The sequence below is a fragment of the Streptomyces sp. NPDC048338 genome (genome assembly GCF_043201055.1).
Taxonomy (GTDB): Bacteria; Actinomycetota; Actinomycetes; order Streptomycetales; family Streptomycetaceae; genus Streptomyces.
In genome coordinates this window covers 154,006-166,942 of sequence record NZ_JBICYQ010000018.1, presented here as the reverse complement: position 1 = coordinate 166,942, position 12,937 = coordinate 154,006, and the positions used below count along the sequence as shown (strand labels likewise).

The 12,937-nt window shown below is 70.9% G+C and carries 12 protein-coding genes and 1 riboswitch; of the genes, 5 read left to right on the top strand and 7 right to left on the bottom strand.

The features are described from left to right. Positions 1 to 184: 184 nt before the first annotated feature. On the bottom strand, positions 185 to 655 hold the full coding sequence (locus tag ACGFZF_RS34555) for an SRPBCC family protein (protein WP_393560813.1): 471 nt from the start codon (positions 653 to 655) through the stop codon (positions 185 to 187). Between the two features lie 180 nt (positions 656 to 835). Here ACGFZF_RS34555 and ACGFZF_RS34550 point away from each other — a divergent pair, with 180 nt between their 5' ends. Continuing rightward, on the top strand, positions 836 to 2,512 hold the full coding sequence (locus tag ACGFZF_RS34550; RefSeq protein ID WP_393560811.1) for a hypothetical protein: 1,677 nt from the start codon (positions 836 to 838) through the stop codon (positions 2,510 to 2,512). Further along, on the top strand, positions 2,502 to 4,175 hold the full coding sequence (locus tag ACGFZF_RS34545) for a hypothetical protein (RefSeq protein WP_393560809.1): 1,674 nt from the start codon (positions 2,502 to 2,504) through the stop codon (positions 4,173 to 4,175). The genes ACGFZF_RS34550 and ACGFZF_RS34545 overlap by 11 nt, the downstream gene beginning before the upstream one ends. A gap of 87 nt (positions 4,176 to 4,262) precedes the next feature. Here ACGFZF_RS34545 and groL read toward each other — a convergent pair whose 3' ends face one another. The 4 genes from groL to thrC form a co-directional block, all read right to left on the bottom strand. Further along, the gene (groL, locus tag ACGFZF_RS34540; RefSeq protein WP_147978538.1) at positions 4,263 to 5,891 is read right to left on the bottom strand and encodes a chaperonin GroEL; all 1,629 of its coding nucleotides are present in this window, start codon (positions 5,889 to 5,891) and stop codon (positions 4,263 to 4,265) included. Positions 5,892 to 6,274: 383 nt separating this feature from the next. Beyond that, positions 6,275 to 6,478, bottom strand: coding sequence for a cold-shock protein (locus tag ACGFZF_RS34535; RefSeq protein ID WP_005315736.1), 204 nt, complete (start codon positions 6,476 to 6,478; stop codon positions 6,275 to 6,277). A 394-nt stretch (positions 6,479 to 6,872) separates the two neighbouring features. Further along, positions 6,873 to 7,151: a MoaD/ThiS family protein gene (locus ACGFZF_RS34530; protein WP_147978539.1), complete on the bottom strand. Its 279-nt coding sequence runs from the start codon at positions 7,149 to 7,151 to the stop codon at positions 6,873 to 6,875. Positions 7,152 to 7,180: 29 nt separating this feature from the next. Then, the gene (gene thrC / locus ACGFZF_RS34525; protein WP_393560822.1) at positions 7,181 to 8,491 is read right to left on the bottom strand and encodes a threonine synthase; all 1,311 of its coding nucleotides are present in this window, start codon (positions 8,489 to 8,491) and stop codon (positions 7,181 to 7,183) included. Then, positions 8,485 to 8,641, bottom strand: a riboswitch (SAM riboswitch). It overlaps the preceding gene by 7 nt. A gap of 159 nt (positions 8,642 to 8,800) precedes the next feature. On the opposite strand from thrC, the gene ACGFZF_RS34520 reads away from it, so the two are divergent. The 3 genes from ACGFZF_RS34520 to ACGFZF_RS34510 all read left to right on the top strand — a co-directional run bounded on the left by ACGFZF_RS34520 (position 8,801) and on the right by ACGFZF_RS34510 (position 11,618). Further along, complete coding sequence (locus tag ACGFZF_RS34520; RefSeq protein WP_393560806.1) at positions 8,801 to 9,766, top strand: glucosyl-3-phosphoglycerate synthase; 966 nt, start codon at positions 8,801 to 8,803, stop codon at positions 9,764 to 9,766. 38 nt (positions 9,767 to 9,804) lie between these two features. Then, positions 9,805 to 10,182 (top strand): hypothetical protein, encoded by a 378-nt coding sequence (locus ACGFZF_RS34515; protein WP_393560804.1) that lies wholly within the window; start codon positions 9,805 to 9,807, stop codon positions 10,180 to 10,182. 68 nt (positions 10,183 to 10,250) lie between these two features. Next, positions 10,251 to 11,618: a trehalose-6-phosphate synthase gene (locus ACGFZF_RS34510; RefSeq protein ID WP_393560802.1), complete on the top strand. Its 1,368-nt coding sequence runs from the start codon at positions 10,251 to 10,253 to the stop codon at positions 11,616 to 11,618. Between the two features lie 90 nt (positions 11,619 to 11,708). Here ACGFZF_RS34510 and otsB read toward each other — a convergent pair whose 3' ends face one another. Further along, entirely contained in the window at positions 11,709 to 12,551 is an 843-nt protein-coding gene (gene otsB, locus ACGFZF_RS34505; protein ID WP_393560800.1) for a trehalose-phosphatase, read from the bottom strand. 83 nt (positions 12,552 to 12,634) lie between these two features. Continuing rightward, positions 12,635 to 12,886, bottom strand: a complete 252-nt coding sequence (locus ACGFZF_RS34500) for a DUF3263 domain-containing protein (RefSeq protein WP_147978544.1) — start codon at positions 12,884 to 12,886, stop codon at positions 12,635 to 12,637. Between the last annotated feature and the right edge of the window lie 51 nt (positions 12,887 to 12,937).

The window sequence follows — 12,937 nt, the reverse complement described above, 5'->3', positions numbered from 1 at the left end:
ATCGCGCAGCGACGCGACGAGGAACGAGGAGCGCCCTTGAGGGCACGGACCCGGCTGCCACACTCGGAGAGAGGGCGGCCAACCACCAGAAGCCACCCAAGACCGCCCAGCCCCAAGCGCCCAAGACCAGCACCCCCCAAGCCCCGCCCCCCCCAAGCCCCGCCCCCCCACCCCCCCACCCCCCTCACATCCCCGCCAAGTACCCCGCCAGACGGTCGTACTCCTCCCTCACCCCCGTCTCCATGCCCGCCGCGAGCGCCTGGTCCCGGATCTCCGTCGTCGGCCAGTACGAGGTGCTCGTCAGTGCCGTGCCCCCATCGGGTGTCGCGTCGAAGGCGAGTGTGACCAGGACCGGGTCCGCGTCCGGCATCTGCTCGAAGTTCTCCGTGTAGACGAGGCGTTCGGCCGGGACGACCTCCTCGTACGTGCCGGAGAAGACGATCTGCTGCCCGTCCGGCGCGGTCTGTCCCCAGCGCCAGGCCCCGCCCGCCCGCAGGTCGATGTCGCAGACCGTGGTGGTCAGCCCGGCGGCCCCGTACCACCGGCGTACGTGTTCGGGCCGTGTCCACGCCTCCCAGACGCGTCCGACCGGGGCGTCGAAGGTGCGGGTGACGACCAGTTCCCGGTCCGCCGGTGTCGTCAGCAGAGTGATCATGGAACGCTCCCGTCCAGCCCGTCCCCCCACCCGGTCGTCCCCCTCCCAGGATCACCCCTCGCGGCGCCGGAATCACCTCGGCGAAACCCAGTGAACACGTTCAACCCGAAGGCGCTATCGTGCAGTCACGCGGCTGCGGTTCACCATGCGCCGCCTTCTGACCTGTGGGGGGTCCCTTTGATGCGCTCTACGCGCACGCTTCCGCGCGCCTTCGTGCGCGCGGCGGCAGTCTTCGCACTTTCGGCAGGTGTCACCCTGCCCGCCGTCGTCGCGGCCCCGTCCGCGTACGCGGCGACCGTCAGCCAGACCGTGACCCAGGACGACGGCCGGCTCACCCTGGGGCTCCCGAGCTACGCGCTCTGGGTGAAGGTGAGCGTGCTCGCCTCCACCGCCCCCGACGCCCCGGTCCTCGCCTCGACCGACGAGCTGACCTCGACGGACTCCAACGCCTGGACCACCGACGCGCCGATCCGGCTCCCGGAGGGCACCGCGTTCGGCGACTACCCGCTGGCGGTGGAATTCCGTCTGCCCGGCGGTGTCGTCGAGCGCTGGACCGGCGGCACGTTCGGCTACAAGCTGCACACCGGCGTCGGCGCGGTCGCCTTCGACCGCAAGGCCACCAGCTACGACCGGCGGGACGTCGTCCTGTCCGGCACGGCCACCACCTGGAACCCGGCGACCGGGGAGCGTACGCCCGCCGCCGAGGGCACCTCGGTGAGGGTCACGCTGAACCTGCGCGACGCCTACTCCGCGGCGAGGACCACCACGGCCCTCGCCACCACCGGCACCGACGGCGCGTTCTCGCTGCCGTTCACGCCGGACGCCGAGATCACCGGCGGTACCGCGGTGGTCGACCCGGCCACCGGTGTCGACCCCGACGCCGCGCGTCAACTCCCCGCCGTGGGCGTGGAGAAGCTGACGTACCGGATCACCTCGGACACCGACAGGTTCCGTGTCCTCGCGGGCACCGACGTCCGGGGGACCGGACGGGTCGAGCGGCTGACCAGGGACGGCTGGCAGTCGTTCGCGGGCGCCCCGGTGGTCTCCACCGGCAGCGAGCCGCTGTCGTACGACACCGCGCTGCGCAACGAGATCGGCTCCGGCACCTCGCTGCCCGACGGTTCCTTCACCTATCAGGCGCGGGTCCAGTACACGACCGGCGCCGTCTACACCGGGCTGCGTCCTTCCGTCTACTACGGCAAGGGCAACGACCGTCCGTACGACGTGGCCGCCATCGCGGTCCCGCAGCAGTTCTCGTACACCCAGTACCGGATGAGCCTGGACGAGTTCGGCAAGGTCACCGCCTACGGGCAGCTGGGTGACGGCACCACCTACTGCGCCACCAAGCGCGACTGGGTCGCGCTCCAGGTGTCGCTGGACAACGGGCGCACCTGGGGCCAGCTGAAGTCCGCTCCGGTCAGCGACTACTGCACCTACTCGTTCGACGTCTGGGGCTACACCGACGGCCTCTACCGGATCTACCACCCGGAGACCGACCGCTTCGTCTCGAAGACGAGCACCCCGGTGCGTCTCGCCCGCAACCCGACCCGGATCGTCAACGTCACGATCAGCCCGTCGCGGCCGCGGACGAACACGCAGATGACGGTCAAGGGTCTCGTGCAGCAGAAGGTCAACGGGGTCTGGAAGGCCATGCCGGGCGCCAAGCTGACGCTGGTCTTCAAGCCCAAGGGCGACCCGAACTGGTACTGGGCCAAGAAGGACGTGGCGACGAACAGCTACGGCAACTTCAGCTTCAGCACCACCAATTACGGCGACGGCACGTGGGCCCTGTTCCTGCAGTCCAAGTCCGGTTACTTCTACAGCGAGTCGAGGACCATCTATGTCGATGCGCTCTGACCTGCGGTTCTCCGCCGTCTCCCTCGTCACCGCGCTCGCCATCGGCGCGGGGGCCGCTCCGGCCCTCGCCGACGAGACGCCCGGTGCGCCGGCCCCCGTGGGCATCGGGCGGGCCGTCACGGACGCCGACCAGCGCGGTGTCTTCCGGGTGACCGCGTGGACGGACGCGCCGCAGGCGGCCGTCACCTCGGTGTCCGCGAAGGTCCGGCAGGGCGACACCGTCCTCGCCGACGTGCCGGCGCTCGTCGAGCAGACGAAGGGCACGTTCGCCCTTCCCTCGGAGGCCACGCTCAAGCTGGCCGAGGACGGCGGGACCATCCCGGCGCTCGGCAAGTACGCGATCGACGTGACGGCCACGGACTCGCTGGGCAACACGGTGACCCGCACGAACGCGGGCACGCTGGACTTCACGCTGCGGCCGCTGCTCACCTTCGCCGTCGGCGTGCCCGGCTGGAACGACCCGAACATCCGCCCGCAGGGCAAGCTGACGGGTGTCCAGCCCGGTTCGGGTGACGTGGTTCCGCTGCCGGGCCGTTCGGTCTCGTACCAGCGCTCGACGCCGGACGAGGGCCCGGTGCTGTCCGCGGTCACGACGGACGGCGGCGAGTTCTCCGGCGACCCGATCCCGGCGACGCGGCAGTACGAGTCGTACAAGGCCACGTTCAGCGAGGACAGCTCCGAGGTGCACGGCAGCACCTACGACTGGCGGTGGTTCTCGGAGTGGCAGGCCCGCAAGATGACGGTGACCGCCTCCGCCGACAAGACCCGTGCGGTCAGCGGTGAGGTCGTCACGATCACCGGCCGGGTCACCGACCCGGAGAACGGTGGTGCCCCGCTGGCCGACCAGCCGGTGCGGGTGGTTCTGGGCGCGCCGCACGACTACTACCACGAGGCCACGCCGTTCCCGCAGACGGTGCGGACCGACGCGGAGGGCAACTTCACGGCGAAGCTGGTCGCCGCTCCGGGCCCGAACGCGGAGGGCTGGACCGTCTCGTCGGCCGACCTGTTCCAGGCGTTCTCGCCGGTGCAGGGCCGTCTGGTGATGCCGCTGGACTCGCGTACGGACGTCCTGAACTACTCGCTCGCGACCGACGCGCGCCTGACGGTGTGGGGAACGTTCCGTTCGACGTACGAGCGCTGGTCGGGCATCTCGTCGAACCAGACGGTGGTGCTGGAGCAGTCGCCCGACGGGCGGACCGGCTGGAAGAAGATCGGTTCGACCGACTTCTACTCCTCGGTCCGGGTGCCCTTCGGCATCGGCGCGTGGAACACGGGCGGCTGGTTCCGGGTCAGGCACCTGATCTCGGACCAGTACGCGGAGTCCGTGAGCAAGCCGTTCTACATCGTCCGCACGCCGACCCGGGTGCAGAGCGTGAACGCGGCTCCGGAGCCGGTCCGCAAGGGCGCGACGATCACGGTGACGGCTTCGCTCCAGCACGACAGCAGTGGCTGGCGGGCTCTCGGGGCCCAGCCGGTGAGCGTGTGGTTCCGGCCGTGGGGGCAGAGCACCTGGAAGAAGGTGGCGTCCGGCACGTCGGCTTCGAACGGCGCGGTCTCCCTGAAGACCACGGCGTCCGTCGACGGCTGGTACACGGTCCGCTACTACGGTGACGGGACGCACTTCCAGGCGTTCGGCGGCGAGGACTGGATCGACGTGCGCTGACCTCGGGCGGCAACGCGAGAGGGCTGCACCCCCGTGACGGGGATGCAGCCCTCTTTCGCGTTCAGCGAGGAACTACCGAGCCGGGGCTCAGAAGTCCATGTCACCGCCCGGCATGCCGCCCGGAGCGCCGGCAGCGGCCTTCTCCGGCTTGTCGGCGATGACGGCCTCGGTGGTGAGGAACAGCGCGGCGATCGACGCGGCGTTCTGCAGCGCGGAGCGCGTGACCTTCGCCGGGTCGATGATGCCCTCGGCGATGAGGTCGACGTACTCGTTGGTCGCGGCGTTGAGGCCGTGGCCGACGGGCAGGTTGCGGACCTTCTCCGCCACGACGCCGCCCTCGAGGCCGGCGTTGACGGCGATCTGCTTCAGCGGGGCCTCGAGGGCCAGCTTCACGATCGCGGCACCCGTGGCCTCGTCGCCCGTGAGGTCGCCCTCGAGCTTCTCGAAGACCGAGGAGGCCTGCAGCAGGGCCACGCCACCACCGGCGACGATGCCCTCCTCGACGGCCGCCTTGGCGTTGCGCACGGCGTCCTCGATGCGGTGCTTGCGCTCCTTGAGCTCGACCTCGGTCGCGGCGCCGGCCTTGATGACGGCCACGCCGCCGGCCAGCTTCGCGAGGCGCTCCTGGAGCTTCTCGCGGTCGTAGTCCGAGTCGGAGTTCTCGATCTCGGCACGGATCTGGTTGACGCGACCGGCAACCTGGTCGCTCTCGCCGGAGCCGTCGACGATCGTGGTCTCGTCCTTGGTGATGACGACCTTGCGGGCGCGGCCCAGCAGGTCCAGGCCGGCGTTCTCGAGCTTGAGACCGACCTCCTCGGAGATGACCGTGCCGCCCGTGAGGATGGCGATGTCGTTCAGCATGGCCTTGCGGCGGTCGCCGAAGCCCGGGGCCTTGACCGCGACGGACTTGAAGGTGCCGCGGATCTTGTTGACGACCAGGGTCGACAGGGCCTCGCCCTCGACGTCCTCGGCGATGATCAGCAGGGGCTTGCCCGACTGCATGACCTTCTCCAGGAGCGGGAGCAGGTCCTTCACGGAGGAGATCTTGGAGTTGACGATCAGGATGTACGGGTCGTCCAGGGACGCCTCCATACGCTCCATGTCGGTGGCGAAGTACGCCGAGATGTAGCCCTTGTCGAAGCGCATACCCTCGGTGAGCTCCAGCTCCAGACCGAAGGTCTGGGACTCCTCGACGGTGATGACGCCTTCCTTGCCGACCTTGTCCATGGCCTCGGCGATGAGCTCGCCGATCTGGGTGTCGGCGGCGGAGATGGAGGCCGTGGAAGCGATCTGCTCCTTGGTCTCGACATCCTTGGCCTGCTCGAGCAGGGCGGCGGAGACGGCCTCGACGGCCTTCTCGATGCCGCGCTTGAGGGCCATCGGGTTGGCGCCGGCGGCGACGTTGCGCAGGCCTTCGCGGACGAGCGCCTGGGCGAGGACGGTCGCGGTGGTCGTACCGTCACCGGCGACGTCGTCCGTCTTCTTGGCGACTTCCTTGACCAGCTCGGCGCCGATCTTCTCGTACGGGTCCTCGAGCTCGATCTCCTTGGCGATGGAGACACCATCGTTGGTGATCGTGGGGGCGCCCCACTTCTTCTCGAGGACGACGTTGCGACCCTTCGGGCCGAGGGTGACCTTGACGGCGTCAGCGAGCTGGTTCATGCCGCGCTCGAGACCGCGCCGGGCCTCCTCGTCGAACGCGATGATCTTGGCCATGTGAAGTGGTCCTCCCGGACATGGGGTGGATAACGCTCCAGGACCGCGCCGACGCCCGCGACGGACGGCCTGCGTGCCCGGCGGTTCCTTGCCCCACCTGGCCAGCGGGCCTCGTCTGCCCGATCCTCGTAAGCACTCTCACCTTCAGAGTGCTAACGCCAATGATTAGCACTCGACCCATGCGAGTGCAAGCGCCTCTCGGGGATCGGGCCGCACGGCGGGGCGCGACGGGCGCGCACGGGCGGCGCGTCGGCGCGGTTCCGGCGCGGCGAGGGAGGCCGGACGCCGCGCGGGGTGTCGCGGAGACGCACGAGAGGTCCGCATCCGGTCAGGATGCGGACCTCTCGGCGTGAGTGCGTATGTGGTGGCCGATCGCGCCGCGTTCAGACGGCGAGCTTGACCATGTCCGCCTGCGGACCCTTCTGGCCCTGCGAGATCTCGAACTCGACTCGCTGACCCTCTTCAAGGGTGCGGTAGCCGTCCATCTGGATCGCGCTGTAGTGGACGAATACATCCGCACCACCGTCGACCGCGATGAAGCCGTAGCCCTTCTCCGCGTTGAACCACTTGACGGTGCCCTGAGCCATGCCTAACTCCCCTATTACTGGCCCTTGCGCGGGACCGCACTTCGCGACCCCGGGTCAGACCCTGCGCCGGAACGCGTCGACCGCGGCTGAATGTATCTGCCCAACTGCCCTCTGCAACAGGTCAATCGGACGAGAATTCTGGGCATGCAGGAAAGGAGAATTGCGGAGAATTTGCTGAATTACGGGGCAAGTCGGGCCCGGCAAAGTGCGCAGAAGGTACACAAGACTCGAACACTTTGGCTGCTTCTTGTCAGGTCCGGGCGCATTCTCATATGCGCCTGGCATGAGCAGCGGAGGGGACTTCCCCAACTCTATCTCGTTCAACCATGCAGAATTGCCCCCTCCGTTTCTCGACGGAAGGGGCAATTCAGGTGACTGCGGGTAACCCCGGGGCTCAGCAGCCCCCGGCGACGGCCGGGATGATGGACACGCCGGCGCCGTCCGGCGTCGCCGTCTCGAGGCCCTGCTCGAAGCGCACGTCGTCGTCGTTGACGTACACGTTCACGAAGCGGCGCAGCTTGCCCTGGTCGTCCAGGACGCGGGCCGCGATGCCCGTGTGGTTCTTCTCCAGGTCGGCGATGACCTCGGAGAGGGTGGTGCCCTCCGCCGGAACCTCGGCCTGACCGCCCGTGTAGGTGCGGAGGATGGTGGGGATGCGGACCTTGACGCTCATGGGGGTGCTGCCTTCCGTGACGGGGGTGGTCAGTGGGCCAGGCCGGCGTCGCGGAACGCGTCCAGGCTCGGGCGGATGGTGGCGGTCGCCTGGGAGGTATCGGCCACCGCGTCCAGGGTCTTGAGTCCGTCACCGGTGTTCAGGACGACGGTGGTCAGGCTCGGGTCGATGAGGCCCGCCTCGATCAGCTTCTTCGTGACGCCGACCGTCACGCCGCCCGCCGTCTCGGCGAAGATGCCCTCGGTCTGCGCGAGCAGCTTGATCGCGTCGACGACCTGCTCGTCGTTCACGTCCTCCACCGCGCCGCCCGTGCGGCGCGCGATGTCCAGGACGTAGGGGCCGTCGGCCGGGTTTCCGATCGCCAGGGACTTGGCGATCGTGTTCGGCTTCTGCGGGCGCACGACGTCGTGGCCGGCCTTGAAGGCCGCCGACACCGGGGAGCAGCCCTCCGCCTGGGCGCCGAAGATCTTGTAGGGCCGGTCCTCGACGAGGCCGAGCTTCACGAGCTCCTGCAGGCCCTTGTCGATCTTCGTGAGCTGGGAGCCGGAGGCGATCGGGATGACGATCTGGTCGGGCAGCCGCCAGCCGAGCTGCTCGCAGATCTCGTAGGCGAGCGTCTTGGAGCCCTCGCCGTAGTACGGGCGCAGGTTGACGTTGACGAAGCCCCAGCCCTCGCCGAGGGGGTCGCCGATGAGCTCGGAGCAGAAGCGGTTGACGTCGTCGTAGTTGCCCTCGATGCCGACGAGGTCGCCGCCGTACACCGCGGCCATGACGACCTTGCCCTGCTCCAGGTCGTGCGGGATGAACACGCAGGAGCGGAAGCCGGCGCGCGCGGCGGCGGCGCCGACGGCGCCGGCCAGGTTGCCGGTGGAGGAGCAGGACAGGGTGGTGAAGCCGAAGGCGCGGGCGGCCTCGAGGGCCTGGGCGACGACGCGGTCCTTGAAGGAGTGCGTCGGGTTGCCGGAGTCGTCCTTGACGAAGAGCTTGCCGGGCTCGACACCGAGCTCGCGGGCGAGGTTGTCGGCCTGGACGAGCTTGGTCCAGCCGGGGTTCAGGTTCGGCTTCTCTGCGACGTCGGCCGGGACGGGCAGCAGCGGGGCGTAGCGCCAGATGTTGGCGGGGCCGGCCTCGATCCGCTTGCGCAGCGATTCGGGGTCGCCGACGGGGAGGTCGTACGCGACTTCGAGGGGGCCGAAACACAGCTCACAGGCGAAAATCGGGCCGAGGGGGAAAACTTCGCCACATTCCCGACAGGAAAGCCCGGAAGCGGGACCGAGGTCGACCGTGGAAGCGGTGGAAACAGTCTGTACAGCCATGGAGGCGAGGCCCTTTCTCCTCATCTTTCCCATGGCGGACGTCGCCATGAGACGGATTTGGCACCTTCCCTAGCCGGGAGCCTCGCGGGCGCAGTGCGACGACTGCGGACGAGACCGACTGGAGGGTTGCCGGGGCTTCAACGGGCCGTTTCCCTCTGCCCCTCTGGATGAGCGGTATTCGATTGGGTGGTGCGGTTGTGTGGACGCCGACGGCACCCCGACGTGCGTCGGACCTCGGCGTTGTTCAAGACTGTAACCGAAGGCGCGGACTGTTGAGATAGTCGTCCGAACCGCGAGATGGATCACACAAACGGCAACTGGGGAGTAACGGACGTGCTGGATGAAGTGGAGCGCTGGCTGGCCCGGCGGTCCTGGTCCGTGACAGACCGTCCGCTGGAGCAGCTCCTGGCCGCGAAGCGGGGCACGCGGGTCAGCGTCGTGCTGCCCGCGCTGAACGAGGAGGCGACGGTCGGGGACATCGTCGCGGTGATCCGGCGGGAGCTGATGTCGCGGGCGGTCCCGCTCGTGGACGAGCTGGTGGTGGTCGACTCGGGGTCCACCGACCGCACGGCCGAGGTGGCGGCGGCGGCCGGGGCCCGGGTCGTGGCGCGGGACGCGATCCTGCCGCGGATACCCGCCCTGCCCGGCAAGGGCGAGGTGCTGTGGCGGTCCCTGATGGCGACGGACGGGGACGTCGTCTGCTTCGTGGACGCCGATCTGCGGGACTTCTCGGCGGACTTCGTCTCGGGGATCGTCGGCCCGCTCCTGACCGATCCGGGCGTCGACTTCGTCAAGGCGATGTACGACCGGCCGCTCGGGGACGCGCCCGGCCAGGGGGGCCGGGTGACCGAGCTGGTGGCCCGCCCGCTGCTGAACCTGCACTGGCCGCGGCTGGCCGGCTTCGTGCAGCCACTGGGCGGCGAGTACGCGGTGCGGCGCTCGCTGCTGGAGCGGCTGCCCTTCCCGGTCGGCTACGGCGTGGAGCTGGGGCTGCTGGTCGACGCGCTGCATGCGGCGGGCCTGGACGCGCTCGCCCAGGTCGACGTGGGGGTGCGCAAGCACCGTCACCAGGACGAGCAGGCTCTCGGCCGGATGGCGGCGGCGATCTACCGGACGGCGCAGCTGCGGCTGTCCCGCGGGCATCTGGTGCGGCCCTGGCTGACGCAGTTCGAGCGGGCCGAGGGGGGCGACGGGCCGGGCGCGCGCGGGAGCTTCGTGCCGCGGACGTACCCGGTGGACACGGAGGAGCGTCCTCCGATGGTCGAGATCGCGGAGTACGCGCAGCGCCGCGTGGCGTAACGCCACCCGATGATCGTTTTTGCCTACATTTCGCTGTTATGCGACGCACCTCTCCCCTGGGCAGAACGGCGGCGGCCGGCGTGCTGACGGCGGCCGCACTCCTCCTCGCCGTGACCGGTCCCGCCGCCGCGGACGCGGTGGTGCCCGCCGCCGGGCCGTCCGTGGTCTCCGCGGACGCGCCCCCGACGCCTGCCGACTCCGCGGCCGGGCCCGCCGGGGACGACCGGCAGCCGGGGGCCCGTCTCGCGGAGCGGACCCCCGGGCGGGCACCGGTCGCCGCGCACGGGTCCCGCGGCCGGATGCCGGGGACCGGGGCCGGCGACCCCCGGCTGTGGCTGCTCGGCGGTCTCGTCCTGGCCCTGGCGGCGACGGGCGCGGTGGCACGCGCGGCCCTGCGCGAGCGCGGCGATCACTGACCGTGGCCGAACGCGGCTGTCTTGTATACGTACGTTTGAGCGTTTCCGGGACGGGCTAGGTTCGCCACATGGCTTCTGTGCTGGTGGCTTCCAACCGAGGACCTGTCTCGTACGCCGTGGGCGAGGACGGCACGCTCGACGCCCGGCGGGGCGGTGGCGGCCTGGTCTCCGGGCTGAGCGCCGTGTCGTCCGAGGACAGCGTGTGGGTGTGCGCGGCACTCGGCGACGGCGACCGGGAGGCGGTCCGGCGCGGGATCGGCGAGCCGGGTGTACGCATGCTCGACATCGACCCCGACGTCCACGCCGACGCGTACAACGGCATCGCGAACTCGGTGCTCTGGTTCGTCCACCACATGCTCTACCAGACCCCGCTGGAGCCGGTCTTCGACGCGGAGTTCCGGCGCCGGTGGGCGGCGTACGAGACGTACAACCGTGCCTTCGCCCGGGCACTGGCGGACGAGGCGGACGACGGCGCCTGCGTCCTGGTGCAGGACTACCACCTGGCGCTGGTGCCGGGGATGCTCCGCGAACTCCGCCCCGACCTGCGCATCGGGCACTTCTCGCACACGCCCTGGGCGCCGCCGGAGTACTTCCGGATGCTGCCGGACGACATCGCGCGGCAGCTCCTGCGAGGGATGCTGGGCGCCGACCGGCTGGGCTTCCTGACCCGGCGCTGGGCGGACGCCTTCGCGGCCTGCTGCGCGGCGGAGGTGGGCGGCACGGGTGACACGCGGCTCGGGGTGTACGGGCTCGGCGCGGACGCGGACTTCCTGCGGGAGCGGTCCCGGCGTCCGGACGTCGAGGAACGCCTCGCGGCACTGCGGGAGCAGGTCGGACCCGGTCGCCGGGTGATCCTCCGGGTGGACCGGACGGAGCTGTCGAAGAACATCGTGCGGGGTATGCACGCCTACCGGACCCTCCTGGAGGAGCATCCCGAGTGGCACGGCCGGGTGGTGCACGTGGCCTTCGCCTACCCCTCCCGGCAGGACCTGGCGGTCTACCGCGAATACACCGAGGAGGTCGGCCGGGTCGCCGCCGTGGTCAACGCCCGGTACGGGACGGACGACTGGACCCCGGTCGTCCTGCACGTGAAGGACGACTTCGCCCGCTCGCTCGCCGCGTACCGCCTGGCGGACGTGGCCCTGGTCAACCCCATCCGGGACGGCATGAACCTGGTCGCGAAGGAGGTCCCGGTCGTCTCCGACGAGGGCTGCGCGCTGGTCCTGTCCCGGGAGGCGGGCGCGCACGAGGAGCTGGGCGAGGACGCGATCACGGTCAACCCGTACGACGTGACGGGCACGGCGCACGCCCTGCACGAGGCCCTGACGATGGGCGGTCCTGAGCGGGCGGAGCGCACCAAGCGCCTGGCCGCCGCCGCGACGGCCCTGCCGCCGCAGCAGTGGTTCCTGACGCAACTGGAGGCGCTGCGGGCCTAGGGCCTGCCTTGCCGATCCTGTCCGGCGACCTGATCGACAGGACACCACCGGCCGCCCGGTGAGCCCGGGCGGCCGGTGTGAGCCGGGTGCTCAGCCGGCGTCCCGGACCGCCTGCGCGAGGTCCGTCAGGAAGCCGACGACGGCCGCCGGGCCGGGGACCGAGAGGTCGGCGCGCTCGGACAGTTCCGGGACCTCCGCCGAGCCGCTGCAGACCAGCAGGCCGGGCGTGCCGTTCGAGCGGAGCTTCTCCACGGCCGCGTAGGCCGGCAGGTCACCGAGGTCGTCGCCCGCGTACAGGACGGACTCGGCGCCCACCTCACGGACGTACTCCGCGAGGGCCACGCCCTTGTCCATGCCCGGGGGGCGCAGTTCCAGCACCATGCGGCCGGGTTCGAGGACCAGGCCGTGCTGGGCGGCGAGGTCGCCGAGCGGGGCCTTGAGCGCCTCGAACGCGGCCTGCGGGTCGGTGGAGCGGCGGGTGTGGACGGCGACGGCGCGTCCCTTCTCCTCGATCCAGGTGCCGGGCCAGGCGCCGATCCCGTCCAGGAAGCCGGGGAGTTCGGCGCGGACGGCGGCCACCCCGGGGTGCGGGGCGGAGGCGTGGACGGTGCCCGTGACGGCGTCCCAGCGTTCGGCGCCGTAGTGGCCGAGGACCACGAGGTGTTCCAGTCCGGGGACCCCGGCGAAACCGCCGTAGCGCACCGCCACGCCCGCGGGGCGGCCGGTGACCACCGCGACGGAGGCGACGCGGGGGGCCAGGGCGGAGAGGGCGGGCACGGCGCCGGGGTGGGCGCGGGCCTGCTCGGGGTCGGGGACGATCTCAGCGAGCGTCCCGTCGAAGTCGAGGGCGACGACGGCTTTCTCGGGCCGCGCGAGGAGCGCGGCGAGGCCGTCGCGGCCGGCGGGTGTGGTCGGGTGCGGAAGGCTGACCATACGACGACCCTACCGAGGGAGCGCGCCCGCGGCGACGGTGTCGGCAAGAGCCGCGGGCTTCCGGCGGGGTCCGGTCCGCCGGCTCAGCGGCGCTGCTCCTTCTCCGCGCGGACCCGGCGCAGGCGGTTGACGGTCACCGGATCGTGGGCCAGGGCGCGCGGGTCGTCCAGGAGGGCGTTGAGGAGCTGGTAGTAGCGCGTGGGCGACAGGCCGAGCTGTTCGCGCACGGCCCTTTCCTTGGCGCCGGGGCCGGGCCAGGAGCGGCGTTCCACGGCGAGGACGGCGCGCTCGCGCTCTCCGAGGCCGCCGGGCTCGGCTCCGTCATCGATGGTCATACGACCCAACTTATGCGGTCGCCGCCCGGCCCGGCTCCCCCGGTCGCGGGA